The 24,333-nt window shown below is 57.2% G+C and carries 27 protein-coding genes; 11 read left to right on the top strand and 16 right to left on the bottom strand.

Features of this window, described 5'->3' with window-relative positions; genetic code table 11:
• Nucleotides 1–119 precede the first annotated feature (119 nt).
• The 6 genes from HWV07_RS15545 to HWV07_RS15520 form a co-directional block, all read right to left on the bottom strand.
• Nucleotides 120–1,505, bottom strand: a complete 1,386-nt coding sequence (locus tag HWV07_RS15545; RefSeq protein ID WP_178335190.1) for a PD-(D/E)XK nuclease family protein — start codon at nucleotides 1,503–1,505, stop codon at nucleotides 120–122.
• 191 nt (nucleotides 1,506–1,696) lie between these two features.
• Nucleotides 1,697–2,623, bottom strand: a complete 927-nt coding sequence (locus HWV07_RS15540; protein ID WP_178335189.1) for an ImmA/IrrE family metallo-endopeptidase — start codon at nucleotides 2,621–2,623, stop codon at nucleotides 1,697–1,699.
• 156 nt (nucleotides 2,624–2,779) lie between these two features.
• Nucleotides 2,780–3,121 carry a PemK-like protein gene (locus tag HWV07_RS15535; protein WP_178335188.1) on the bottom strand — a complete coding sequence of 114 codons (342 nt, stop codon included), beginning with the start codon at nucleotides 3,119–3,121 and terminating at the stop codon, nucleotides 2,780–2,782.
• Nucleotides 3,118–3,477 (bottom strand): MarR family transcriptional regulator, encoded by a 360-nt coding sequence (locus HWV07_RS15530; protein ID WP_178335187.1) that lies wholly within the window; start codon nucleotides 3,475–3,477, stop codon nucleotides 3,118–3,120. Before HWV07_RS15530 ends, HWV07_RS15535 begins: the two co-directional genes overlap by 4 nt.
• Nucleotides 3,478–3,577: 100 nt before the next feature.
• Nucleotides 3,578–3,913, bottom strand: coding sequence for a DUF7558 family protein (locus tag HWV07_RS15525; RefSeq protein WP_178335186.1), 336 nt, complete (start codon nucleotides 3,911–3,913; stop codon nucleotides 3,578–3,580).
• Entirely contained in the window at nucleotides 3,913–4,203 is a 291-nt protein-coding gene (locus HWV07_RS15520; protein WP_178335185.1) for a DUF8069 family protein, read from the bottom strand. The genes HWV07_RS15525 and HWV07_RS15520 overlap by 1 nt, the downstream gene beginning before the upstream one ends.
• A gap of 481 nt (nucleotides 4,204–4,684) precedes the next feature.
• Here HWV07_RS15520 and HWV07_RS15515 point away from each other — a divergent pair, with 481 nt between their 5' ends.
• On the top strand, nucleotides 4,685–5,989 hold the full coding sequence (locus HWV07_RS15515; protein ID WP_178335184.1) for an acetamidase/formamidase family protein: 1,305 nt from the start codon (nucleotides 4,685–4,687) through the stop codon (nucleotides 5,987–5,989).
• Nucleotides 5,990–6,039: 50 nt separating this feature from the next.
• On the opposite strand, the gene HWV07_RS15510 is transcribed toward HWV07_RS15515, so the two are convergent.
• The 4 genes from HWV07_RS15510 to HWV07_RS15495 all read right to left on the bottom strand — a co-directional run bounded on the left by HWV07_RS15510 (nucleotide 6,040) and on the right by HWV07_RS15495 (nucleotide 9,602).
• Entirely contained in the window at nucleotides 6,040–6,327 is a 288-nt protein-coding gene (locus HWV07_RS15510) for a ubiquitin-like small modifier protein 1 (RefSeq protein WP_178335183.1), read from the bottom strand.
• Nucleotides 6,328–6,505: 178 nt separating this feature from the next.
• Nucleotides 6,506–7,252 (bottom strand): YqcI/YcgG family protein, encoded by a 747-nt coding sequence (locus HWV07_RS15505; RefSeq protein WP_178335182.1) that lies wholly within the window; start codon nucleotides 7,250–7,252, stop codon nucleotides 6,506–6,508.
• A gap of 25 nt (nucleotides 7,253–7,277) precedes the next feature.
• Complete coding sequence (gene cysC / locus HWV07_RS15500) at nucleotides 7,278–8,135, bottom strand: adenylyl-sulfate kinase (protein WP_178335181.1); 858 nt, start codon at nucleotides 8,133–8,135, stop codon at nucleotides 7,278–7,280.
• A gap of 243 nt (nucleotides 8,136–8,378) precedes the next feature.
• The gene (locus tag HWV07_RS15495) at nucleotides 8,379–9,602 is read right to left on the bottom strand and encodes a sulfotransferase family protein (RefSeq protein ID WP_178335180.1); all 1,224 of its coding nucleotides are present in this window, start codon (nucleotides 9,600–9,602) and stop codon (nucleotides 8,379–8,381) included.
• 458 nt (nucleotides 9,603–10,060) lie between these two features.
• On the opposite strand from HWV07_RS15495, the gene HWV07_RS15490 reads away from it, so the two are divergent.
• The 8 genes from HWV07_RS15490 to HWV07_RS15455 all read left to right on the top strand — a co-directional run bounded on the left by HWV07_RS15490 (nucleotide 10,061) and on the right by HWV07_RS15455 (nucleotide 17,263).
• Entirely contained in the window at nucleotides 10,061–10,543 is a 483-nt protein-coding gene (locus HWV07_RS15490; RefSeq protein WP_178335179.1) for a response regulator, read from the top strand.
• A 267-nt stretch (nucleotides 10,544–10,810) separates the two neighbouring features.
• Nucleotides 10,811–12,124, top strand: a complete 1,314-nt coding sequence (locus tag HWV07_RS15485; RefSeq protein WP_211694146.1) for a PQQ-binding-like beta-propeller repeat protein — start codon at nucleotides 10,811–10,813, stop codon at nucleotides 12,122–12,124.
• Between the two features lie 632 nt (nucleotides 12,125–12,756).
• Entirely contained in the window at nucleotides 12,757–13,323 is a 567-nt protein-coding gene (locus HWV07_RS15480) for a hypothetical protein (protein ID WP_178335178.1), read from the top strand.
• A 537-nt stretch (nucleotides 13,324–13,860) separates the two neighbouring features.
• Nucleotides 13,861–14,064: a hypothetical protein gene (locus HWV07_RS15475; RefSeq protein ID WP_178335177.1), complete on the top strand. Its 204-nt coding sequence runs from the start codon at nucleotides 13,861–13,863 to the stop codon at nucleotides 14,062–14,064.
• 1,093 nt (nucleotides 14,065–15,157) lie between these two features.
• On the top strand, nucleotides 15,158–15,409 hold the full coding sequence (locus HWV07_RS15470; RefSeq protein WP_178335176.1) for a HalOD1 output domain-containing protein: 252 nt from the start codon (nucleotides 15,158–15,160) through the stop codon (nucleotides 15,407–15,409).
• A gap of 222 nt (nucleotides 15,410–15,631) precedes the next feature.
• Entirely contained in the window at nucleotides 15,632–15,895 is a 264-nt protein-coding gene (locus HWV07_RS15465; protein ID WP_178335175.1) for a HalOD1 output domain-containing protein, read from the top strand.
• Nucleotides 15,896–16,178: 283 nt separating this feature from the next.
• The gene (locus HWV07_RS15460; protein ID WP_178335174.1) at nucleotides 16,179–16,511 is read left to right on the top strand and encodes a DUF7344 domain-containing protein; all 333 of its coding nucleotides are present in this window, start codon (nucleotides 16,179–16,181) and stop codon (nucleotides 16,509–16,511) included.
• A gap of 509 nt (nucleotides 16,512–17,020) precedes the next feature.
• Nucleotides 17,021–17,263, top strand: coding sequence for a HalOD1 output domain-containing protein (locus tag HWV07_RS15455; protein ID WP_178335173.1), 243 nt, complete (start codon nucleotides 17,021–17,023; stop codon nucleotides 17,261–17,263).
• Between the two features lie 217 nt (nucleotides 17,264–17,480).
• On the opposite strand, the gene HWV07_RS15450 is transcribed toward HWV07_RS15455, so the two are convergent.
• The 4 genes from HWV07_RS15450 to HWV07_RS15435 form a co-directional block, all read right to left on the bottom strand.
• Nucleotides 17,481–17,687, bottom strand: a complete 207-nt coding sequence (locus HWV07_RS15450; protein ID WP_178335172.1) for a hypothetical protein — start codon at nucleotides 17,685–17,687, stop codon at nucleotides 17,481–17,483.
• 213 nt (nucleotides 17,688–17,900) lie between these two features.
• A complete protein-coding gene (locus HWV07_RS15445; RefSeq protein ID WP_178335171.1) occupies nucleotides 17,901–18,383 on the bottom strand; it encodes an HTH domain-containing protein in 483 nt (160 codons plus the stop codon).
• Nucleotides 18,384–18,617: 234 nt separating this feature from the next.
• Nucleotides 18,618–19,739 carry a sensor histidine kinase gene (locus HWV07_RS15440; RefSeq protein ID WP_178335170.1) on the bottom strand — a complete coding sequence of 374 codons (1,122 nt, stop codon included), beginning with the start codon at nucleotides 19,737–19,739 and terminating at the stop codon, nucleotides 18,618–18,620.
• A gap of 286 nt (nucleotides 19,740–20,025) precedes the next feature.
• Nucleotides 20,026–20,961: an ArdC-like ssDNA-binding domain-containing protein gene (locus HWV07_RS15435; protein WP_178335169.1), complete on the bottom strand. Its 936-nt coding sequence runs from the start codon at nucleotides 20,959–20,961 to the stop codon at nucleotides 20,026–20,028.
• A gap of 498 nt (nucleotides 20,962–21,459) precedes the next feature.
• Between HWV07_RS15435 and HWV07_RS15430 the strand changes: the two genes are divergently transcribed.
• Entirely contained in the window at nucleotides 21,460–22,089 is a 630-nt protein-coding gene (locus HWV07_RS15430; protein ID WP_178335168.1) for a hypothetical protein, read from the top strand.
• 352 nt (nucleotides 22,090–22,441) lie between these two features.
• On the opposite strand, the gene HWV07_RS15425 is transcribed toward HWV07_RS15430, so the two are convergent.
• Nucleotides 22,442–23,008, bottom strand: a complete 567-nt coding sequence (locus HWV07_RS15425; RefSeq protein ID WP_178335167.1) for a hypothetical protein — start codon at nucleotides 23,006–23,008, stop codon at nucleotides 22,442–22,444.
• 497 nt (nucleotides 23,009–23,505) lie between these two features.
• Here HWV07_RS15425 and HWV07_RS15420 point away from each other — a divergent pair, with 497 nt between their 5' ends.
• A complete protein-coding gene (locus HWV07_RS15420; protein ID WP_425487808.1) occupies nucleotides 23,506–24,102 on the top strand; it encodes an SOS response-associated peptidase in 597 nt (198 codons plus the stop codon).
• A gap of 3 nt (nucleotides 24,103–24,105) precedes the next feature.
• On the opposite strand, the gene HWV07_RS15415 is transcribed toward HWV07_RS15420, so the two are convergent.
• Entirely contained in the window at nucleotides 24,106–24,330 is a 225-nt protein-coding gene (locus tag HWV07_RS15415; RefSeq protein WP_178335166.1) for an exodeoxyribonuclease VII small subunit, read from the bottom strand.
• Nucleotides 24,331–24,333: the final 3 nt, after the last annotated feature.

Genomic DNA, 24,333 nt, shown 5'->3' with positions numbered 1-24,333 from the left:
GGTGAAACCTGCCAAACGAACAGCAAGAGCTCGAGAGATTGCCGGATAGGATTAGAACACCGATCGATGCGCGATCACAGGCGTTTACGTCCCGGCGTCAAGATGGGTGTGAGATGGCCTTATTCACGTTTGGAGAGACAGCCTAGGAACTCACCCGCTGGCTCCTCTTTGAACACTTCCTGATACGTATCTTCAAAAACCTCATTCATGACTTTTGTGAGCTCACATTGCTCACTGCAGAACTCGGATACTGCGTTATCAAGTTGCTCAAAGTACGAGTCAGCTAAATTGTGTGGGTCGAGTTGGTAGGTTTTCTCAACGAGTGCAGATGCACTACCCAATCCAGAAGCATCGATATCTAATGATTCAAGGGCGGCATCTATTTTCTCTTCATACTCGGTGGTGCAGTTTCGAGCAAAAACATCGTTGAACGATTCTCCATCGTGGAGTTCCTCTGTATGCACATTCCGCTGTGGCGGCAGGCGAAGCCTGAAACTGAGACGTTGATTCCGGAGGTGATCGGTCGTTGGCGAATGACGGAAGTACAGTTTGATGGTACTCCGTCTATTCAGCGGATCTTGCTCCCAGTACTCGGGAAGAATGCCCTGCCACTTCGGGTTGCTAGATAACGATGTTTTCCACGCTGATTCCTCGAAATCGTACTTATCGATGATCTTGCTCTCCCAGTTATCCACCAAGTACTTGCTTAGATCTTCGAAGTCACTCTCGAACTGGCTGTTTGCTTTCTCGACCTGCTGGATGAGCTCGTTATGTTCAAAGTACAGGTTGAGGCGTTCGTTCAACTCATCTTCATCAATACCCGAGTCCATGTTCTCGGTCTCCTTCAGTGCCTGTATGAAGTCTGTGAACTGAATAACGCTGCGGTTGGGATACTCGAAAAGCGACTCCCGAGTATTGCGCTCGAAACTCTCCACGATCTCCGACCAGTTGACAGACTCGAACGTCCCAGTCTTGTCATCAGGGTCATCTGCCACCGCCCGTTTCACATAGAGGTACTTCGTCGTATCTAGGCGGTCGACAGCTAGTGTGTCCAGATCAAACCAATTGCTATCCCATGTTTCAGCTTGAGCGTACGTCGTGGTTTGGTCCGTTCCCTCTGGTGCACCGACTTTTAACTCCAGAAAGACTCCCCAGCGAGGATGGTCAGCTAAGGCACTCCCACCGCAGATGATCAGGTCAATAATTCCATCTGATCCGGTGTCCGCTATTCTGACTTCGTCATCGATCTCGACGTGCTGTCCGGCAAGGTTGAATTCGTGAAGACCAACACATTCGAGCAGTGATTCCAGGAGTGTATACCCCAAGCCATGAGGTCTCCCAGGATCCAGGAAGTATTTGAGCGTGTACTGGTATTTCCGTTCTCTCGATCCAGGGAGTATCGAGTAGATGTTTTGTGGCCGTTGAACCCGCCGATCGAGCTGCATATACTGCTCGACAAAATTTTCTAACTCTTCCTGATCGAATCCCGGGAGAGTGTCACTCATAGCTAATGTAATCCATGTTCTCTCCCTTCAAGCTACCTCACAAGTAGAGTGTGGCCGATGTTCCCTCAAATGCTCCTAAATCTGGAGAAGGATAACTCAGTAGTTTACACCAGATTGGGAGGATTACCCGAAGCCTGTTCCACGACCCTCACCAGAGCGTGAGTTTGCCATATCATGCTATCTCACCCCAATCAATCTATCAGACAATCAATGACGTCCTGGGCCGTTCGACTAATCCGGCCGAGCCGTTCACGAACAGCTTCAGGGTCATCGGACTCCCAGGCAGCGAGGTAGAACGCAGACCCGCTCATATCCAGATCAAAGTACCGACCTACGACGTACGCGACCGCTTCGGCTTCGACTTCTCGCTTCGCCCGTTCGGCTTCATCCTCGGTACCGGTATGCAGTAATGCATGGGCGTACTCGTGGATGAGCGTTCCGGCGAGATCCGCTTGATTCGCCCGGTCCTTGACTTCGACCAAGGCGTCACCTTCACTCCCCCGTAACGGCTTGCAGACGCCCTTCGCGTCTCCATGTGGCCATTCCTCTTCGGAGACGATCCGAACGGCCACACCGAGTTCCTCAGCCGCTTCAGTGAGCCAGGAGACGAGGTCGCCCGCCTCACCAGTAGCTGCGGTATCCAGTTCAGGTAGCGGCTCGCCGTCAGTCTGAGAGACATCGAACACGGGGGCTGGATTGAACCCGACGAGCCCTTTCGACCACTCCTCCGGCGGCGTCTCGTCGTACGCACAGTCGCTCTCCTCGTGGTAGCTCTGCGAGTTCTCGCATTCGGGACAGCGCTTGGCGATGATCGGCGCCCAGATCCAGATCGCCGACTCGCCCTCCTTGACGTGGCGATCGAACTCCTCCTGCCAGGTCCGATAGCCGGCGACTTTCGTCGCCTCCGGACACTGCTGTTTGATCAGCAGCGTGTTCCTGTAGGAGTAGTCGTGGAACCGACTCTGCACGTCGAGCCACTCCTGGAAGGCTTCACTGCTCTGGGCGTCGTCGACGGCGTCGACGAGGTCGTCGACCCACGCTTCGATCGTACTGTGCATCTCCTCGGACCGTGTGTCGGCCTCCTCGAACGAGGCCGACGCGTCGCTACTCGTAGCCATTGGAATCACCGACTTGGGGAATGGAGTTCTGGACAGATCGGAACGCCCCCACCCGTAAGGGGCGAGAAAAACCTACTATCGACGTCCGTCAGAAGGGGAAACGCTAGCGATCGAAATCTTCACAGATAGCACATTCACGATCCGGGGGCTCCGGATCTACGAGGAGATATAGTCGATCGTCTCTCTTGCAACGTCCACCATACGGTCGTCGACGAGTGCAGTCAATCGATATTCCACGTCTGCCGCACTGGTGAGGGTCACGAGAGACCAGGGAAGGACGTGGCTTCGTTCCCCAAGTGGCTCGCCGTCGTAGTCGTCGTCGCGAAGCGTGAGTGACTCTTCATGGTAGGTTTTCGTCGAGAGCAGGACCGTGATGAGTTGCACGCCATGGTGGGGGAACTCCGGTGTCCCCAAGATGAGCAACGGCCGTCCCTTCTCCGAGAGCGGATCGGTCGCCCAGACGATATCACTACGTTCCAAGTCTTCGAACTCGGTCACTCCACGGGCTCCATGCCGTCAGTCTGTACCGCTTCGAGCCGCTCCTCACCGTACTCCTCGTCGGCAGCATCGTACTGCCGGTGCAGCCGGTAGGCAGCCCGGAGCCGTTCCTCGTCGTCCGTGATTGCCCAGTACGGGCGCTTGTGTCGCACGAGACCCCGCGCTTTCAGCCGCGAGAGGATCGCATTGACGGCGTCGGAATCCAGTCCGAGCTGGTCGGCGATCGTCGCCGCCTTCCATGCACGGTCGTCGTGCTCGTCGAGGAACGTAACGACCCGCTCGGTGTCGTTCCGCTCGTCGAATTCGTCGACGTCGGCGTCCTCGAATTCCTCGATATCGATGGTGCCGCCCGACATAGCCTGATGTTGGGACCGTTGGAACATAGCTGTTTGGTCCATTTGTTTCGTAACAAGCGGGATTTGTCGGTAGAAGACGTCGGTCAAATGCGATGCATTCTCACTCCGACACCTTACCGACGACATGCCCTTCGAGGTCTCGCGTCCAGTAGGTGGCAGGCCCACCGGGACTACAGTTGGCGCAAAGGTAGAGTGGTCCCTCGAGGTGGCCGAGCTCGACGCGGAACCGCGTGAGGGCAGCGAGTGCGTCGACGACGAGTCCACAACCATCGCAGGCATGCCGGTCGCATTCCTCGGAGACGGGTCGCTTCTGAATGGCACAGTCGATACAAATCGGGTAGGTGACCCGCTCGTCCTTTCCCCAGGTATGCGCCTCACCAATCTCGGTCCCGGGCTGGGCATTGCAGAAGGCACAGCCAGTGAGCGTCTGCTGCATTACTCACCTTGCGCGTCGGCCTCACGAGCGGCCGTCCAGCCCTGATGGAACATGGCGAGCTGGATTGTCGAGTCGAACGCAGTGCCACTTGGTTCGTGAACGAGGACCCGGGCCTCAGGAACGGGTGTGACGACGCCCGCGTCCAGCAGATCACTGACCATGTTGTTGGCCGCCTCGTCGGCGATATCAACAGTCTTAGCGCGAGCGGCGTCCTGATCTTGCGCGAGCAGTTCGGTCTCGAGTTGTTCGTAGTCGGCGCTCGTGTCGTCGTGCGGATCGAGCTCATCCATACGTATCACGCTGGGCGCGACTGCGCGCCCCGCACCCGTGAGGGGCGATACAAAACCAACTGCTCCGTACCACCCAAACACACCCGCTTAGTGGAGTCTAACCATCGGGCTCGCGCATCGAGTTGTCGATGGTGGAGAGCCAGCCTCGATAGTCTAGTGAGAGACGTCATCCCTGGTTGGCGGCACATCGATCAGCCACCTCCTCCAGCCCGTTCGACTGATCCCCATGTAACTCACCGGCAGCCGGGCCTGGATGCGATCGACGAGTGAAACCACCCCTGGCGGACTGAAAGGGCGAGGCGGGCTCGCGACGCAGTGGAGTCGCTGGGCGGGCCCTATCCGAGTGAAGCGAGGATATCTCGCCCAGCGGCCGCGAGCCCGCCGAGGGCTTTCGAGGTAGAGTGACTCCAGTTGTAACCGCAGCGACCCCTCAGCTCCCTGAAGTGGAATTTATGCCTGTTAATCCCTAACAGGATTCTGTATGTCCCAGCAAGTCCAGAAAGAACTCGAGGTCGACCAGTTCACGCTCGGCCTCGTAGGACCAGACCAGGAGTGGGCTGGCACCGTCGCCGACGGAGGTACAGTCCGCACCCACACGCCGCCGGCGTGCTGGGGGCCGATGATCACACCGGAGTTCCGCGGTGGCCACGAGGTCACACGGCCAATCCGCGTCGAGAACGCCGAACCTGGGGACGCCCTCGTCGTCCGCATCAAGGACGTCGACGTCACGAGCGTCGCCACCAGCACCGGCAGCATGACAGAACGCGAAGGGGCGTTCGGCGACGACCCCTTCGTCGATCACGTCTGTCCGGAGTGTGGCACCGAATGGCCCGAGACCGTCGTCGAGGGGACCGGCGAGGAGGCCATCTGCTGTGCGGAATGTGGCACCAACGCCTCCTCGTTCGGTTTCGAGTTCGGGTACACCGTCGCCTTCGACGATGACCGCAGCGTCGGACTCACGGTCGGGCCCGAAGGCGCCGACCAGCTCGCCGACCGCGCAGAGGAGGCGATGGCGCTGCCCGAGAACTCCCGACAGCACCCGATCCTCCTCTACAAGCCCGACGAGATGCCGGGCACGCTCGGCCACCTGCAGCCGTTCATCGGCAACATCGGGACGACGCCGCCACGGGAGTTCCCGGACTCACACAACGCCGGTGACTTCGGCCAGTTCCTCATCGGCGCCGAACACGACTGGGGGCTACCAGACGAAGCCGCCCTTGACGACCGGACGGATGGCCATATGGACTCCAACGACGTCCGCCCGGGTGCGACGCTCATCTGTCCGGTCAAGATCGACGGCGCCGGACTGTACGTCGGCGACCTGCACGCCAACCAGGGCGACGGTGAGCTCTCGCTGCATACGACCGACGTCAGCGGCTGGACCGAACTCGAAGTGGAGGTCATCAAGGACCTGGAGTTGGACGGTCCGCTACTACTCCCGAACGAGTCGGACCTCCCCGATATCGCCCAGCCCTACACCGACGCCGAACGTGAGGCCGGCGACGAACTGGCTGCCGAGTACGATGTCGACGAGGTGCGGGACGCCGCGCCGATCCAGATTATCGGGAGCGGCCCGACAATCAACGATGCCACCGAGAACGCGTTCGACCGCGCTGGCACGCTGCTGGATATGACGGAAGGGGAGGTCCGCGGTCGCTGTACGTTCACCGGCGGCGTCGAGATCGCCCGCCTCCCGGGTGTCGTCCAGCTGTCGATGCTGGCGCCGATGGACCGCCTCGAGGAGTGCGGCCTCGACGAGGCGGTCCGGCAGCAGTACAACCTGTAGCGGGTCTGGTCACGGAGGTCCGGCGCATCTCTTTTCCCGGTTCTGTGCTGCTACTCGCCGCTGGTGTGCGTCTCTGTGCAGCCACCCTCCATTGCGGGGAAGAGCTGAAGAGTCGCGTCCGATGGACAATCGCTGTCGAGGTCGACTTGATCGCCATCGAGTACGATACGGACGCTTGGACGAACCTCGCCATCCTCGTCGAGGACGTGCTGTTCCGCTCGGGGATACGCCTCGAGGAAGCGTTCGAGTGCATCGTCGACCGTCTTGACGTCGCCCTCTACGCGGACGGTCTTCTCGCCGGTGGCCGCCCGCAGTTGGCCGTAGACGGTGACGTCCATGGTACCGGTAGGTACGGCAGGAGCAAGAACGCGGGGGAGAGTTAGGGATCGAGATACGTCGTACGCAGATCGATCACCTCCTGAGCCGTCCGGCTGATGCGGTCGAGTCGATCACGAACGACTGCTGAATCCTCCGCCTCCCACGCTGGGTCATATCTATAGCGGTCACAGTTTCCACTCACTCTGTATCTATCTCGAAGGGAAATTCACCCAAACTCTCCTCGTTCGATGCCGGAAGGAGATACTGTTTCCATTCTCGACTGTTGGGATCATTATAATCGCCAATGTCAGGATGGGGAGCAACATCATCGTATTCCTCTAACCGATCGTTGATGGCGGAGCGTGCCTGCTGACCTTCTATTGTATCTCCGGTAATGTCGTCGAGTATCCGCCGTGGCTGGATCGTTATTTCGAGTCCATAGGGCGTATACCGGCTCTTCCGATCTGTATAGAACGGCGCACGTCCGACGATGAACATCGGTTCTCCGGAGAAGCAGAATTCCCATTCGGGATCATCCGGGTCTTCGGGAACGCCGCGAGGCCATGGCTCCGGATCTCGATTGTTGAGGAATTCGAGAACGCGCCAGAATTGCGCACGGTACTCCTCTTCACATTGCTCTTCACTAGGTGGCTCGAAAAAGATTACTAGCGTCGTTCGTTCGGCTATCGACTGATACTGTTCGAGATACTGTCGCAATCCCTCTCTCACTTTGAGAAGCGCATCCCGATCATGAGCATCCCCGGCGAAGAGGTACCGAGCGGAATCGGTACGTTCCGCTTGGACTGCAAAATGACACGGATAACGACTCTCCCGCATCGTCTCCCTGAACGCAAGATATCTCTGCTTCTTCCATGCTGTCAGCTCGCCTGTCTCTATCGCATCTTGTAATTCCGCCTGATCGAACAGCAGCCCTGCTCGAGTCATTGGGAAGCTGTCATTGGCGATTTAATTAGTCATCTAAGTGCTGACCTGTGAGGAGCTCACTCTTCTCATACGCCTCGCGCGTCTCCGTCCCGCTGATCTCTGCAATCTCCTCAGGGACCGAGACGACCGAGTATCCGACGTCCCGTCCGATAGCCACGGTATCGACATCCGGAATAATCATCGTCTCAACGTTCGGATGGTCTTCGTAGACATCCTCGATTAGCTCCTGGCGCTCCTGTGCGGTGAGGGGGTTCTTCTCGCTGAGTTCGGTGTCGCGGATGGCGATAATGACGTTCTTCCCGTTGTCTGCGGCTGAATCGATGATCGTCCGGTGGCCATCGTGGAATGGTTGCCAACGACCGATGAAGATATGGCTCGGACTGAACTTGAGATCCAGCTCCGTGGTGATCTTCTTGAGGCTTTCCTCCTTCGAGTGCGTCGCCGTCCGAACCTCCAGTCCAGACTCCTCGCCCTCTGGCTCCTCGAACGGCGCATCGATACCCGTAAAGCCCTCGATCTCGCCCTTACGAGCCTGCTCGTACATTCCCTTCACATCGCGTTCTTCGCACACATCGAGCGGCGCATTGACGTGTATGAACGAAATGTCATCAACCATCTCGGCGATTAGGTCTCGCTGAGAACGATAGGGGGTGATGAACGACGCGACGACGTCGAATCCCTGTTCGTTCAACGCTTGCGCGACGCCAGCAGCCCGTCTGAGGTTCTCCGTTCGATCCTCCTTCGAGAACCCGAGATCGGAGTTGAGCGTGTTCCGAAGATAATCTCCGTCCAGATGGACCGTAGACGGCCCGATCAACCCCTCAGCGAGTGTCGTCTTTCCAGAACAGGGCAGCCCGAAGAGCCAAATGGTCGTTCCCGACATCAGGTGGGCCCTCCTGTGAGACGAACGGCTCGATCCGTTTCTTCCCGAATCGCATTGACGGTCGTGCTTTCGGTATTATACGCCTCGGCCGGGGTCGACTCACCATTCGGTGTCTCGTAGTGCATGTGTATCGCCTCGTCGACCGCAATTGCGAGGTTAGTCATCGTTGACTTCGGCGGATATCGGCCCGTCGGTAATCGACAGATGTCCTCTTACTGCTGTGCTCCTCCGTTGGCGATACGCCTAGATCCATTCGGACTCCTCCGTGTATCCCAATTCCGTGGCCACCTCGGTATACGTCTCATCGGCTCGATCGAGCGCGTTCTTGACGAGCTCCTCTCTGTCTCGCCAGCGAGCGTGCCTCGGCTCCTTCGTCGTCATCACCTTATTGGGGTCTTCGACGTTCTCGGAGAGCAGTGGTGACTCACCGAGATCGGCGAACTCGACGATCTCCGTGATGGTGGAGCGAGTGTCGGTGAGGAGATCCTCGAATCGGACGCGAAGGACGTCTTCGAACGCATCGCGGTGATCGAGGATATGGCGGTGGGCTTGGACCCATTGCAGCAGGCAGACATCGATGAGGTTTCCCTCCGTCTCCCAGCCCGGCGGGAGATCGTAGCACCATAGCGAGCCGTCGTAATCGTTGAGATTGAGATCGCCCACGTTGTACGTCTGGAACCCTCTGTTCAGCCGCCAGCCGTCGTAGAGTCCGTTAACCGACGCTGCAGGATTCCGCGTGAGGTGAACAACGTTGACATCGGTCTCGGGGAACAGCTGTTCGCGGATCCACGGAAGCCGGTATGCGTCACCACTTGCTTTGAGGACGAGCGTCCGCTCGAAATCCGCCGCTGTGAGACCACGCTTGTGACGGTGTGAGGAGACGAACGGTCGGTCCTCGAACGTTTCAGTTTCGAACGGGCTGTTTGCGTCTCGCTCTGCGTATTCATCGTACTGCAACGGCAGAATGTCGAGGTCCTCGAGTATCGCATCGAGTGATACGCCCTCAAGAAGCTGGTCGCGTATCTGCTCGTATGGGAGGTCTCGATTGGGGAACTGCAACGGAAGTCGGACGAGCGTGTTATCCACACGGTGCGTTCGGTCGCCGGAGCGTTCGGTTGCTCCGACCTCGGCGAGGAGGTCAGTCAGGAGTTTCTCCCGGTCGAACGATTCGAAGTCGGCTGGAACGACGTCGGACTCGAGTGTCGGGTAACAAATCCCGTTCAGCGTGAGCCATCGATCGTGTTCACCATCCAGACTACACGTTCCTTCATGATGGCGAAGAATGTCGAAAAGGAGGCTACTGCCTCCTCTCGGAGCCGTCACGATGAGCAGTATACTGTCAAAGTCGTCAACCGTGTATTCTGACAGAATAGCTCGTTTCTTCTCAGAGATAATCTCGTTTTTTACGTATTCGTAGTTCCGCTTGGCCCGATCGCGGAGATCGCCTGGCGGTTCATCGAGACTCACTAGTCGCCACCCCCCAGCGTGTCCACCGAATCAGTCCCAAATCGGAACCGACGGTCCGGTTTCCTCGGTGGTCGCCGGGCCGCCATACGTTGGGCCTCCGTTGGGTTTGGCCGCTGCCACTGTCTGAAGGCTCTGGAACCCGGGCTTTCGATTTCGGCTAGCGTAGCTTTCGAAGTTCCAACCCCATTCGGAGGGAATCGGCGGGCCGCCGGGGGAACGTTCGTTACCTCCTTTGGAGGGCTGTGACCCGGACAATGAGATGCCGTCGGAGTCCGAGGCATCACCGTGTAACGAACAGGTTGTGTTCGTCGCAACCTCTTGTCGGTTTGAGGGTGGACGCCCACTGCTACCATGGTAGTCTAATGTAGAACGAGTAGCACGAAAATGATTCGGGTGGGTTGAGTCTTCGGGGACAAACCAATTGGATATCTCTCGGCTGGTCGCTTATCTGTCTTCAAGTGATATCGCGACGAGATGAATACCCGCTCTCGGAGAAGGGGCCGCCCACTGTCCTCCTCGTCGAATCAAACCCCACCGACGCTGATCCCCTCTTTGAGCCACTGCACGATACCACTGAATCCACGTATCTCGTTGACTCCGGAGACGAAGCTCTTGACTTCCTCCGCAATCACGGCGTCTACAGCGATTCCCCACATCCCAACCTTTTCCTTCTCTCTACGGGGCTTCTCACCAACACCACAGCAGAAGACGTACTTCGAGCGATGGCCGAGACTGAGAACCTTCGGGGTACTCCCACCGTCGTGTTAGGCGAAGATGAGAACGAGGAGAAAATCCGGCGAGCCTACGACTTGGGCGCGAATGCCTACATCAAGAAGCCCACTCAGCGTGACGGCCTTTGTGATACCGCCGAGACGATTACCAACTTCTGGATTTGGACCACTGAACTTCCATCGAGAATAGACGGAGACGAAGGGAGCTAACCAGCTGATTCGTAGAACCTCGAGATCGTGGTCGAAAAGGGCCGCGTATAGTCCTATAACACAAGCCGCGAAGGCGCGTCATCACGCTCCGCGTGTCCGAACGGAGTGAGGATATCCTGCCAGCGACCGCGAGCGCGCCGAGGGCTTTCGAGGTGGAAACGAACCATAGTTGTGGGTTCTCAACGTTCATCCAGTGAGGCGAGCCATAACTCAAACACCGGTTTGAGCCACCACAAGAGAGATACTGGTACTGATTCACGAACGCGTATGCACCGCCGTCAGCTCCTCGCCACGACAGGAAGCGTCTTCGGAGCCGGGCTCGCGGGCTGTTTGTCCGAGTCGAATCCGAGCGACCAACCCACAGAACCACCGGCCGACTGGATCGCCGAGGGGACGTGGCCGCAGGTCAACTACGACGCACGAAACTCTCGATACGTTCCCGACGCGACCGGGCCGGGCGAGGATGCCGAAATCGCGTGGTCCGTCCTCGGCGACCGCGCGGTCTATCCACCCGTCGTCGACGAAGAGCTCTACCTCACGGAGGCCTGGACCGACGGCCGAGCGTTCTCGCTCTCGCCGTCCGATGGCGAGGAACGATGGGCGAACAGCGACCTCCCGCCGATGCGCTGGGGGGCGGCCCTCTACGAGGACCTATTGCTCGTCATCACTCGCGAGCAGGGGAACGTGGTCCGGCTCCACGCCCTGGACACGGAGTCGGGCCAACAGGAGTGGGTCCACGAGGAGGACATCAGAGCCTCCAGTGGGCAGTACCCACCGACGGCGCCGACTGTCTACCGGGATATGGTCTACATCGCGTCGGATCGGGGAGTGATCGCCTGCGATGCCGCCACGGGCGAGACGGAGTGGACGGCCACGCTTGGAAAGCACGTCGTCGAGGCCGACGATGGACCGACGTGGCGGACCGACTGGGCGAAACCGGCCGTCACCGACGCGTACGTCTACACGTTCGATACGAACGAACGCTACGGGTCCACTCGCGAGATATACGCCGTCGACCGGGCGTCCGGCGAGCAGGACTGGACAGCCGAACTCGAGGTCGAGGACGGCTGGTCTCTGACGGGGCACATCGTGGCCGGCTCTGAACGGGTGTTCGTCTCGGCGATCAACCCATCGACGTCGGTCGGGGGTGGCGAACCGTCGCCGGGGGATGGCCGGTTGTTCGCGGTCGACGCCGCCACCGGGGACGTCGAATGGGACTGGGAGCGCTCCGAGCGGATGCTCTCCCAGCCGACTTACGCCGAAGGGCGGCTGTTCGTCGGCGCGATGGACCCGCGAGCCGACAAGCAGTATCTCCACGCGCTCGACGCGACCGATGGCAGTGCTGAGTGGAGCTACGAGGCGGCGGTGAGCATCTTCCCGCCGACCATCGCTGGCGATACCGTCTACCTCACGCACGGCGAGGAACTAGCCGCGCTCGCCCGGGCGGACGGGACGCGACGGTGGGGACTCGACCTCGGGGCACATGGTGGATTACCGGTAGTCACTGATGATACTGTATACGTCCTAACGGATCCAGGGCGTGATAATGAGAGCCAGCTCCTAGCGATTTCCGAACCCTGACGCCAGATTGGTACTCATCTTCCGAGAGGAGATCTTCAAGGGAGTGAGGTCTACGTCATCGCCATGCGCACGGAGAGAATCGATTCAATCCATACTCGAGCTCCAGCAAGCGGACACCACAGGTCACCGAATAATTTTCAGCACGTGGAACCACGCAGCGACGACTATGGCCAGTATGGAATAGCCAATCGCGGATGCGGTATAGAATCCGATTGAGGACGCATTCGGGTGGAGGCCCATCCAAAGTCGCCAGCCGATCATATAGAGTACGTCCACGAAGACGAAGTCGAATACGACCATCAAGCTGGTCGGCATCAACCCTGAGTTCCCCCACGCGAGTCCCGTCAACATCACCACCCAGAGGAGCAGAAACGTACCGAGAGCGATATGAATCGGGGTTAGAGGACGTATCCCCGGGAGCCTACTGTTCCGATACATGATCGAATAATCCTGATTGCCTCCAATATTCCTCCTCTCTATTTCGATACTTGTGTCGGGTCGAGTCTTCGATACATAAGCCCGATTCCTCAACCGATGCTGTCAACCAGTGCGGTGACCCGTAGCTGAGGACTGGTCAGTACAGAGAACGCAACGAGCGGATATTTTTCACGTCGTAGTGATGTTGAAATCGTATGCCCTCCGAGCGGCGACGGTTCCTGCGGATAATACCGATGGTGGCTGTCGGAATCACAGGGTGTAGTAGTTTCCTACCGAACGAGCGGGAGGACAATCGGACGACAACACCGGACTCTCGAGGCGGATTGCAGTACGAGCCGACGACCCCGGCGGAGAACGACTCACGAACGCCCTACGAGGAACCGGAGTACGTGTTGCAAACACCAGTGACGATCGCCGGCAGAAACGTGCGGAGTGTCTCCTACACAGTCGCTGTTACCCTGGAAATTCGTCCCGAATCTGAAGACGACTTCCGAGAGGTGCGAAACCACGCCTACGAGTTTCGTCCCGATGAGTCGGTGGAGATCGGCGAATTCGAAGCGGCCGGTGCATATCGCCTCCGCGTCGACGTCGCGGGTGAGCGGTACGAGGAAACTCTCGCTGTCCCGATGCGAGACCTCGCCGATTGCAATCACCCGCGAATCGAGATCCACGTACACGACTCGGGGGTCACCATCGGCTATACGAGGACCGATGCGGGGTGTCCGCCTGTAACGGTCACACCGACTCCTGACGAAGCGTAATAAAAGAGTCAAAGCCGATGATCACCCACCACGCTAAGCAGGCATAACCGTGCGGCGAATCCAGTCCGGAGTTACAGAGCCCATCGGCCTGAGTCACCCAACCGAAGCCGAAATTCGAACAGTTAGTTGTCGATGTCCCATATCGTGGACTCGGGGCAAGAAGAGGCAAAGGACTCACCTGGTGAGAGGACAACTTCGGCGGTCGGTCTCGTCAGGGCCTGTCGTCACCAACTGGACTGTGCCGCCATAGCAGTCCATGAGGGCTTTCACGAGATACATTCTGAGTCATGTCTAATCAGGCTCTGAACCGTCCGGAACAGGAGCCAGAACCTGATGCAGCGAGAGTGGGAGAAGGGAGTCTCCTCGGGGAGGGCCCGGAATTCTGAAAATTCCGTTCTCGGTGGGAGATACGGGTCGGCAGGTAGGCCGAAGGAAAGCATATTCATTTTCTGTATCCCACAGTAGCCCTTTACCGCGGGCCAGTGGAACATGTCTATGCGGGTTCACTTTGAGGACGTGCGAGGGAACCAGGGAACGATGGAGGCGGATTTCTCCCTTGTAGAGTACGATGGACCCGATATTTGGCGAGTACGGATCGAGGACACCCTCGATAGCTTTGACTCCGAGGCGATGACCGTCCTCCACGACCTCGAGTCGACAGACAGAGCCGAGAGTATGACCACGTTGGTGAAGCTCCTCCCCGCGTATCCGCTCATTGAAACCGCGACCTTGGAACAATGAGAACGTTGCGTCTCTGAGACGGTACTAGCGGCGACCAGAAGCCTGTCAGAACGGATGTTACATAATTAATTTTTACCAGGTAGCAAATCGACTCCGTCAAGTGTCTTACCTTGAATGCATCCAATCTTCCGGTATGACTTGCACCGAGTGTGGAAGAAGCGGCGGCGAGCCAGTGAACGTCGCATATACAGATGGCACAACTGAACTCGTCACGTTGTGCGCTACATGCCGCAGTGCATTCGAACAGGGTGGGTTCGTCACTGAGGTGTCGGTCGAGAATCGCCAAACTGTATAGCTGATCTGACCGGACTACCCACCCGTACCGAGGAGCGGGCCTGAAGCGAGTGTGCTGAGTTCCTCCTGAGACTCACGCTCGATCCGTTCGAACTCGGCCGTCCCACACTTCGGACAGGAATCCCAGTGTCGAGGCTTCGGGTCAGCCGCTGCTTGAGCCCGGAGGACGAACGCACAGTTCCGGCACTCAACGTAGTCGCTCACATGTGGGCAAACGAGCTAATCCCGCATCGGATTTCCACCGAATATATGATGTTGATAGACGGTCGAAACCGGTGAGGGAGGTGGACAGCAGTGGGATGGGGATGCAATGATGGTTCGGCAATTATCTGCTGTCCATTCGCTGATTTGAGCGGTGAAGGATAACGGTTCTGTTCCAGGAAGCGTGGCACAAGAGCCAACAAATACGTGGATGGTAACGCTACGTCAACGGGCCTCCAACCCTCCCCACCCTGGCCATAAACGTTAGCTAAATGTCAGATAGATAACCAGGCCACACTTTATCGATTCCTCCACATTGGATACGGTCGAATAGATGGACATCACGCTTGGGTGCGACTGTGGAGTGGAGATATCGGTGGCAACTCGGGACGACAATGCGAGTTTCAATCTGGAATGTAGTGAGTGTGAAGCGATATATGCGATTACGATTACTCCCCTCCAGCGTGGAAGAACTGAGGAGGAATAACCTCTGACCACGACTGGATTGTTCTCCTCGGCGTCACCCCCTCTGTTTGCCCCTATTTCCGGATTGTATTCGGAGAAATCTATAAACCATCTTCTTACTATTTGCTTAGATGTGGGTGATTCTGTGTTAACACGATCCAAAGGGGCAGACTCGCTGACAACCTCGCTGATCATGGAGATCGCAGAAGAGGAAGGTGTAGACCCGATCGAGCTATCTCCACCACTCAATACCGTCATCGATCTCGACGGGCTGAAGGCACTCTTCTGTGATTCAAAGGATGGCTTTGTCCGGGTAGAATTCACGTACGCTGGCCATCTCATCACGATAGAAGGTGATGAGAAGGTGCATATCGAGGTTGCATAACACACTACCCAATACAGACGCGTAGCGAATGTAGCGAGTTCCGTCTCCTCCAGTAGGAATCAAGGAGTACGATTCCAGACCCGACGATAGAGGCGCCCGGTTTGGTTTGAAACTCGGCTAACCTCGAGGCCGCTTCCTGATTTAGAGAAGTCGCAGACTAAATACTAGTAAATTCTAGTAATATTCAATTTAGATTATGGACCCAACCCACCCACGGCGTGTATGGGGTCAGAGACGCGCCAAGAACACAGTTCGACCGAGTCGGTCGTTGTTACCATCCTCTCCGAAATCGCACAGCGAGAGGGCGACCCACCGCAGGAACTCAGCCCCCCGTTGTACGACGTAATCGACCCCGACGTACTTGAAACACTGTTCGGGAACCCTAGCTACAATGCATCACGAGACACCATCACCCTCGAATTCACGTACCTCAATTACAGAATTGCTGTCAGGGGCCCGGAAGACATCGAAATTTGCGCCATCTGAGGCGATAGAACGACTCGTAGACGTGAGTCACGACTTGTGGATATAGGAGATCTCCTCGTCAGAAATACCAGGTAGTCGTTTTGGAGAGTGTAGAGCGTATATTAGTGATATCCACCATTCGATGATCGACTGTCCGTTCCACGTTTCGCGAAACAGGGCGGAACCAACCTAGGCATTGGTTGTCGCCACATCACATGTTTCCAGCGCAGGGACTCTAATAGTACGCAGATAGGCGCCGCAGAAATACACTGGTAACAATCTATGCACAGATGCACCTGGTCGTATGTCTCTCCACAGTTCACCTGAAGAATCCCTGGCGGTGAACGATCTGTTGGATACGCTCTCTCATCACGTCCGGCGGGAGGTGGTACACCACTTCGAGCAAACGACTACCGACGCGACAGCGACACTCGACGAGCTCATCAGGTACATCGAACCGAGGGTCGAGTTGGCCACTCGAGAGGAACTCGAAGTTTCACTGCCGCACTCCCACCTGCCGTATCTCGAAGCGCGAGGCTGGCTCGAGTTCGATCAGCGGAATGAAGATATCCAGTACTACGGCCACGACGATGGCGAGGAATACCTTGGCGAGCTCACCTCGGTTTTTACCAACTGATTACGCGAACACTCAGCGGGGTAGCTATCAGGCTGGTGCTCTCGGGCAATAGCCTTCGTTCAATCACCGTTCGAATGTCCTCGAGAGGCGCCTCACGAACGCTACCTCCTATCTCACGAAGGGCAGCGAGGAATCATCTGTACGGGTTGAGTTCCAGCCTGTCCACCGACGTCACAATATGGAACGTCTCACAGTCCTTTCTCACGGACCTCCTTCGAGACAGACAACCGACCCTGTCGATCCGGCTCTACGAACAAACACGGACGGATGCTGAGGGAGATAAAGGACTATAAATCCGGTCTAGACGGCGCGAAGGACAGGAACACCGACTTTGTCCGACCAAGAGCGTAATGTGAGTATGACTCAATCAACGACACGGCTTCAATCGACCTCTTCAGGTCAGTCGTCGGCGATAGTGAAGTTTGAATCCATCCAGATACAGGGATAATTTATTATCCGGCCACCGCTCCGACACTACGGTTATGACAGCGTTTCACAAAGAGGCGGATATGCCAGAAACAGAGGGTGCCATCCCTGATCGAGTCGTTCATCGTGTTGCTGAAACGCAAGGACGAGATCCATTGGAGCTCCCGGTCATAGATGATGCTATCAATCCCGATGCATTAGAGAAAGTCATCAACGAGATGACGGCTGGAGAAGTCTCGTTCGCCTATGCAGGGCAGGAGGTCACGATCACCAGCGACGGCGAAATCACGCTCGAGGAATCCGCTGTCAGCACACCTCTCATCTGACCTAGATAGATGACCGTGAACCGCTCATGAGCCATCAGTCATCCACAGTGAGTGAGCACCCCTGACGTTGCGGCACTTGGTAGACTAGAAAGGACGAGACGCGCTCGCGTCGATGTGGTCGTCTCAGCTACCACGAGCGCGCCGAGGGCTTTCAAGAGGATGCTGACCGAGCAGTCGGGTCGTTGGGGGACCCAGCCAATCGTTCCCTGGAGAGAATTCACAATAGGGAGCGTTCATCGAGAAACACTCTATAGTATAGAAAGAGGCCCGCAAACATAATCACGGCCGCGATTACAAACCCCGGAATCAAGCCAACTGGATGCCCGATTAGTCTAACGATGGCACCAATAGCGATTACACCGAGACCGGCCAAGAGCCATAGAAAGATGAGATTAGCGAGATAGCCCGGATCCTCTTCTCCCATACCTGTTCGTATCGACGCCGCTGCAAAAAGCCATTTAATCTATATGCAGATTCAACCGTTCGACTGATCCAGCTTTCTAGCGTTGGAACTATTTCATCCCCGAACCAGTCGGTGTAGGGTACGTCTGTAGCACTTGGGGGCTACATATTCAGATAGCTCGAATCAACATCGACAGGGAAGGCAGTTGTGGGTGAGTTCCTAAGTTGCTGACTGTCAGTGAGAATTCACGGCGAATTCGGACTCCTCCCCTCGTCCATCGGCTAATTCCTCCAACCGAGTCGCTGGCGTGTAGTGTGTCTCCCCCTCGAAACTAGGCGTAACGAACTGGAGAGTACCTTCTTCGTCAAACTCAGCCAGCGTGACCGACGGGAGGACCATCGTTTCGTATTCCTCGCCAGTCATCTGAGACGTGACGGGTCGTTGTTCGAAGAACTTCCCGAAGGACATATCGTTCTGTTCAGCCCAAGCTTTGAACTGCTGGATACGGTCGCAGATGATTCGACCCGGTCGAGTCTCTGTTGCGGTCTCTGGACACACTTCCTTCCCGACGACGTGAACGGTCCAGTAGTCAATTATCCCCCTCGTAGAGAGTCTATTGAGTTGCTCGAAGAGAGCTTGCTGTTGAGGCATCTCGTTCGGTGAGAGCGATCGGACGTACACCTCAACGGTGGCTGGGTCAGTCGGGTGTCGTTCCATCAGTTGGATATGCGGTTGTGGCGATAACAACTGTTTTCGCCAAGAGGCTATCATTCAATAGAATTACAGGTCGCTCGAACAGATTATCCGACGACGAAGGCCTATTGGCTCAAAGGCAGGCTTGGTCGTGCCGCTAATTCGGTCATGGGCTGCTGGAACCATCGATAAGTAGCGGTCAATCGAAGAAGGGTCCCGGATGGTTAGTCGTCAGCGTGCGACAACGAAGGGGCGGGGTCAAGGAGAGCCAGGGGACTCAACTGGTGGGAAAGCAACTTCGATCGTCGTCCCGTCACGCCCTGTTGTCACCAACTCGACTGTGCCGCCATAGCTGTCCATGAGGGCTTTCACGAGATACATTCCGAGTCCATGCGTCCCGACCTGCGGTCGTTCGAATAACGTATCGAATTGATGTTCCGGGATTCCGTCTCCGTTATCGCTGATCGAGACAACCGTTTCCTCGTCCGTGATTTCGCCGTCGATACGCACCTGGGGTCGATCGGCCGAGTTGTGCATCACGGCGTTCCGCAGGAGGTTACCCACCACGCGGCCAACTAGGTCGTCACCTTCGATGAACATCTCGTCCGGAATCGTGGTCTTGACAGTTACCTCTGGATAGGTGGATTTCAGCTTCTCGACTTCGTGGTTGATGACATCTGTGAGTCGAATCGGCTGTAATGCTTGTCCGCCTTCGACGGTATTGAGTAATCCCCGCACCTCCCCGATTACGTCCGCTAGCTCCTCTCCCTCTCGGTAGATCCGATTGAGCCGTTCGTCGGCCGGGTCAACGTTCGCTTCGGATTCCATCAACAGCTGAGCGTTCCCCCGGATGATTTGGGCTGAATTGAGGACCTCGTGGCGGAGGATGCCGTTCATGTGGTCGACGAGCTCACGCTGTTTCTCGATGTGTTCTGCTCGAAGTGAGTGACGCTCTGCTGAGAGTGATTCCGACAGCCCACGTACGTACAACACACCGATGACGAGGCCGACGGCCAATCCGAGTGAGAGGGCCCAGCGCGCCCAGTTCGTGATGATCCAGATGGAGTCTGTCGGGAAGAACAGCATGAGGAAGCCGTTGAAGACGAGGAATCCGGCGCCTCCAGCGATTCCGAACAATCCGATGGTAGCGTTATACTCCTCGGAGATTTCCGTTTCGGGGAGCCACCGACCGTAGCCGATCATGAAGAGACAGGACGGGACGATAGTAACGTACCCGATGAGGTATTGAAGGCGGTAAACGTCCGGTGACGATATCGCGAGAAGGTATACCGGATCAACGAACGACCACACGAGGAGGAGAAATCCGGTTAGAGAGACCAGTAGTGGAACGTGTTGGTAGAATCCGTCTCGATTGAGCATCTGTAACCCCATCTGTCAGCTCCATTTCTATATCGACTGAGAAATATGCGGCGCCCATATCGACAGACAACTGGACCCGCGATGAACCACGATTGCCGCACAGATTAGCTCAGTGTCAGGTGCTTCGCCCCATCCCGGAACGGCCGCATTAGATTAGTCAGACCGAACGGGACAGATAAATAAGCCGCCTTCGAAACAGTCGGTGCTGATGGATGTCCGATAGTACTCTGGACGGATTGTACACAGCCTCCATCCCTCGATGTCGAGGAGGGTCCTATCCCCGAGTTTACGAGGTAGACTCTTCGAGACGCTCGATGATCTCCTGGGCACTGCGACTGATTCGACCGAGGCGTTCACGAACAACGTTTGGGTCGTCTGATTCCCACGTAGAGAGGTAGAACGCTGATCCGCTCATGTCGAGATCGAAGTACCGACCCACGACGTACGCGACCGCTTCAGCTTCGACTTCACGCTTCGCCCGTTCGTCTTCGTCGTCCAGGCCGATATGTAGCTGTGCGTGGGCGTACTCATGAATGAGGGTCCCTGCGAGGTCGGCCCGGTTCGAGCGGTCCTTAACCTTGACCAGCGCGTCAGCATCACTACTCCGTAACGGCTTGCAGACGCCCTTCGCGTCTCCAAGTGGCCATTCCTCTTCGGAGACGATCCGAACGGCCACACCGAGTTCCTCAGCCGCTTCAGTGAGCCAGGAGACGAGGTCGCCCGCCTCACCAGCAGCTGCGGTATCCAGTTCAGCTAGCGGCTCGCCGTCAGTCTGGGAGACGTCGAATACCGGAGCTGGATTGAACCCGACGAGCCCCTCCGACCACTCCTCCGGTGGCGTCTCGTCGTACTCACAGTCACTCTCCTCGTGGTAGCTTCGCGAGTTCTCACATTCGGGACAGCGCTTGGCGATGATCGGCGCCCAGATCCAGATCGCCGACTCGCCCTCTATCACGTGGCGTTCGAACTCTTCCTGCCACGTCCGGTATCCAGCGACCCGCGTCGCCTCCGGACACTGCTGTTTGATCAGCAGCGTGTTCCGGTAGGAGTAGTCGTGGAATCGGCTCTTGACGTCGAGCCACTCCTGGAAAGCCTCACTGCTCTGGGCGTCGTCGACGGCGTTGACGAGGTCGTCGATCCATGCTTCGATTGTACTGTGCATCTCCTCTGACCGTGTGTCGGCCTCCTCGAACGAGACCGACGCATCGCTGCTCGTAGCCATGAGAATCTCAGTTGACTGCGATGGGGACTGACTGAAGCGCCCCGCACCCGTCAGGGGCTATAGAAACCCACCGAGTGCCGCAACGAACTGGATTGCAGCGCCCAGAAGCTTGAGGTGCAACCCACCTCGCGAAATCGATCGGCGGCGTTATCACTCACGGTGGGAACGTGCCGACACCAGCGGGACCCGGAGGCCGACCTCCCCCGACAGCCATGTTCGGCGACCACTCGACGTCCTCTACGGGGGCCACGGACAGAGTCATCTCCTCGTCTCCGACCACTTCACCGTGGAGAGATGCGAGATTTGGAACAACCGAGGGGACACGCCAGATGACAAGGCCAGCAATGGTTACAAGAACGATTACGCCGCGGTCATCGCCGGCATTCGTACTGGGAACCGCTAGACCTTCCTCTGACACAGAAGAACGGAATCTACTCATACGCTGACCCAGGCCATAGACGTCCGCACACATTAGAAGCCCTGACCCGTGGTAGAGGTATGAATATCGAGACGGTCAGGACGATCGCTGACCGGTATCCTTGGGCCAGCTGGGCCGTCTGGGATGATGCCTTCCCCGAGGACGGGTGTATCGAGTCTGATCCGGAGCGACTGGTCAAGTTCGTATCTGGCAACGTCGATGATTTGACATCCGATATCGTGCTGATGGGTTTGAACCGGTCAGACGACCTCCCCGCACCGTTCGCGAACTTTCACACACCGTCACGGAAACATTTCGACTACCGGCTCAAGGAGGCCATCCAGGACGGCGGATTGAACCGGCTCCAGGGAGCCTACATGACTGATCTGGTCGACGAAGTCGACCCTGACAGCAACAACATCGCAGTCTCGGACGATGATGCGACCACACTGGTCGAGCAACTAGAGCTACTGGATGCATCCGAGTATCACGTCGTCTGCTTCGGAAACAAGCCGTTCGACGGACTCTCCCAGTACTTCAGCGCGGACGTGACGACGATGCCACCAGAGATGAAGACCGCGACAGTCGACATCACAGGGACAACCATCCACCTGTATCGAGTTTGGTTCTACGGGCTCTATGGTTCCCTTCAGGACAAGGTAAATACGTTCAGACAACAATTGAGGATACTGGACGAGGAACTCGGCTAGACGGCCTCTTCAATTAACTAGAGATAACGACCACATTTGTCGACGTATCATCGTTGGCTTTCCCCTGCCTTGAGCGGCATTGAATTTGACCGTGAACTCCCCTTTCAGCAGCGGCGAGCACGGCCGGGGGTGCCGCAATCCAGCCCTCCAATTGACCTAGCTCACCCAGATGACCTACTAATGGAGCAGGTCAGAGGTCCTGTAGAGTCGAAAGAACGCGATCAATCAGCTTCTTGGTGGACTGAAAGGGCGAGGTGAACGCGCAGGTCGGGTCCTTCAGATACGAGCACCTCAACGCTACTGAGTCCCGAAGACAGCAACGAATCTTTCGACGAAGCAAGAGAAGCGTGACCTAATCCAAGTCCAGGGCCGCTTCCAATGTCGTCGTATTTCGTATATTGATACGACCCGCTTCTCGTTCCAGTTGTCGTATGGTCTCTAAGTGTCTGTTGGCCTCTTCACCATTCCCCGCGGATCCTGCAGAAGCCATTCGTTGTGACGCCCGCATTGCGTCGATCCAGACCGAGGTGTATTCAATCGCCACGTCACAGAACTCTTGGGCCTGTCGATGATTGATTTCGAAGGCTATCTGCTCGGCATCTTGGAACTCGTCTTTTGCCTTTCTGAAGTCTTCCTCCGCGGACGCAAACGTTCGCTTCGCACTCCCGTACGCGTCGTTGTTCCACGAATCGACTCCTCGCTCTCTTGCTCGCATTCCGTTGTTTTGGGCATCAACCCCGTCATTATAGGTTCTAAGCAATTTTCGTCGTTCGAGCGGATTCAACGGTGTGGGTTCCGGCGTTGTGTCTGAGGATTTTTTGGGAGTTGAGCCACTGTCCCTCGCATAATTGGGTGGGTCGCTAGGCGTCTGTTCTGCGGCTTTTTGAGCCGGGCTCTCCTCCGAACACCCTGCGAGCATCCCTACCGTCCCCGCCGAGAGGGCGATAAAACCCCGTCGCGTGCTTCGACGCATACCCAACCCCTGAAACCAGTTTACTTGTATCTATGTCTTAAATTAGTGGTAAATATTCAACCAATATCGAATACTTTGGAGAACTCTCCAGTGAACGCGGCGACCGAGACAATAGATATCTCAGCGGCTATAAGAGCGCGTACTCACCTGCTGCCCCACGGCATGCCCACGAAAAAGCAGCTGTCTGTAGTGAGTTTATATTTCGCTGAGTTCCAGTTCTACACCGCGGCTGCCCGAAATGGTCACACTGTAAATAACCGTGGTTCACCGTCCACGGTGGGTGCAAACTGGGAGTAACATCGTCGAAACGACCGACTGGTTTCATGCAACCACTCGTCCAAGTGAGACGCATGTGCGGTCGCAATTCGCTCTTCCATCCACAACCGGAACTCGAGGAACGCTTCGACGCGACGGCCCGGGAGCCGATCCGGCCGTGATACAACATCGCGCCAGGTGAGGACCTCGCGGTCGTCCGGAACGACGAACCCGAGGCTATCGACCAGCTGGAATGGGGGCTACTCCCGCACTGGGCCGAGGACCCGCAGGAGTCATCCCGACCGATCAACGCCCGCTCGGAGACGGCTGCGGAGAAACCGATGTTCCGCGATGCCTTCGAGAAGCGCCGCTGTCTCGTGCTGTCGAGTGGGTTCTACGAGTGGCAGGAACAGATTGGTGCGTCGAAACAGCCCTACCGTATCTGTCTCGAGGACGGCGAGCCGTTTGCCTTCGCCGGGCTCTGGGAACACTGGGAGCAAGGCGGGACCACGAAGAACACGGTGACGATCCTGACGACCGACGCCAACGAACAGATGGCACCCATCCACGACCGGATGCCGGTGATGTTGGAACCGAACGAAGAGGAGACGTGGCTCGGCGCCGATGACGAGGGCGAACTCGAATCCGTGCTCGACCCCTACGAGGGCGGCGACCTCCGAACGGACACGATATCCCGCGCAGTCAACAGCCCGGACAACGACACTCCGGAAATCATCGAACCGGTCGATAGCGGCGAGCAGTCAGGCCTCGATGAGTTTGCCTGAGGCTCACTCGGCGTCCTTGAGGTCGATCTCGTCGCCGTCGATCTCGATGATGTCGCCGTCGCCGACATCGAGTTCTGCACGGAGTGCTTCGAGATGGTCGTCGGCCTCTTCTCGCAGTTCCTTCGCCCGCTCGAGCCCGACCTCGCCGTCCTCGAGGATTTCGGCAATCGATTCCAGGCGGTCGATCCGGGCTCCGATGTCCAGGGCTGCGTCCTCTTCGGCTGCCATGCC

Origin of the sequence: Natronomonas salina, from assembly GCF_013391105.1 — an archaeon.
GTDB classification, from domain to species: Archaea; Halobacteriota; Halobacteria; order Halobacteriales; family Haloarculaceae; genus Natronomonas; species Natronomonas salina.
This window is presented reverse-complemented; position numbering and strand designations above follow the sequence as displayed.

Coding starts and splice junctions, on each gene's coding strand:
- HWV07_RS15485 (WP_211694146.1), top strand. CDS start 10,811: ATGCACCGCCGTCAGCTCCTCGCCACGACAGGAAGCGTCTTCGGAGCC.
- HWV07_RS15510 (WP_178335183.1), bottom strand. CDS start 6,327: ATGGACGTCACCGTCTACGGCCAACTGCGGGCGGCCACCGGCGAGAAG.
- HWV07_RS15425 (WP_178335167.1), bottom strand. CDS start 23,008: ATGCTCGCAGGGTGTTCGGAGGAGAGCCCGGCTCAAAAAGCCGCAGAA.
- HWV07_RS15480 (WP_178335178.1), top strand. CDS start 12,757: ATGCCCTCCGAGCGGCGACGGTTCCTGCGGATAATACCGATGGTGGCT.
- HWV07_RS15520 (WP_178335185.1), bottom strand. CDS start 4,203: ATGGATGAGCTCGATCCGCACGACGACACGAGCGCCGACTACGAACAA.
- cysC (WP_178335181.1), bottom strand. CDS start 8,135: ATGTCGGGAACGACCATTTGGCTCTTCGGGCTGCCCTGTTCTGGAAAG.
- HWV07_RS15455 (WP_178335173.1), top strand. CDS start 17,021: ATGCCAGAAACAGAGGGTGCCATCCCTGATCGAGTCGTTCATCGTGTT.
- HWV07_RS15515 (WP_178335184.1), top strand. CDS start 4,685: ATGTCCCAGCAAGTCCAGAAAGAACTCGAGGTCGACCAGTTCACGCTC.
- HWV07_RS15440 (WP_178335170.1), bottom strand. CDS start 19,739: ATGCTCAATCGAGACGGATTCTACCAACACGTTCCACTACTGGTCTCT.
- HWV07_RS15415 (WP_178335166.1), bottom strand. CDS start 24,330: ATGGCAGCCGAAGAGGACGCAGCCCTGGACATCGGAGCCCGGATCGAC.
- HWV07_RS15430 (WP_178335168.1), top strand. CDS start 21,460: ATGAATATCGAGACGGTCAGGACGATCGCTGACCGGTATCCTTGGGCC.
- HWV07_RS15445 (WP_178335171.1), bottom strand. CDS start 18,383: ATGGAACGACACCCGACTGACCCAGCCACCGTTGAGGTGTACGTCCGA.
- HWV07_RS15465 (WP_178335175.1), top strand. CDS start 15,632: ATGGGGTCAGAGACGCGCCAAGAACACAGTTCGACCGAGTCGGTCGTT.
- HWV07_RS15525 (WP_178335186.1), bottom strand. CDS start 3,913: ATGCAGCAGACGCTCACTGGCTGTGCCTTCTGCAATGCCCAGCCCGGG.
- HWV07_RS15545 (WP_178335190.1), bottom strand. CDS start 1,505: ATGAGTGACACTCTCCCGGGATTCGATCAGGAAGAGTTAGAAAATTTT.
- HWV07_RS15460 (WP_178335174.1), top strand. CDS start 16,179: ATGTCTCTCCACAGTTCACCTGAAGAATCCCTGGCGGTGAACGATCTG.
- HWV07_RS15540 (WP_178335189.1), bottom strand. CDS start 2,623: ATGGCTACGAGTAGCGACGCGTCGGCCTCGTTCGAGGAGGCCGACACA.
- HWV07_RS15450 (WP_178335172.1), bottom strand. CDS start 17,687: ATGGGAGAAGAGGATCCGGGCTATCTCGCTAATCTCATCTTTCTATGG.
- HWV07_RS15530 (WP_178335187.1), bottom strand. CDS start 3,477: ATGTCGGGCGGCACCATCGATATCGAGGAATTCGAGGACGCCGACGTC.
- HWV07_RS15435 (WP_178335169.1), bottom strand. CDS start 20,961: ATGGCTACGAGCAGCGATGCGTCGGTCTCGTTCGAGGAGGCCGACACA.
- HWV07_RS15505 (WP_178335182.1), bottom strand. CDS start 7,252: ATGACTCGAGCAGGGCTGCTGTTCGATCAGGCGGAATTACAAGATGCG.
- HWV07_RS15475 (WP_178335177.1), top strand. CDS start 13,861: ATGGAGGCGGATTTCTCCCTTGTAGAGTACGATGGACCCGATATTTGG.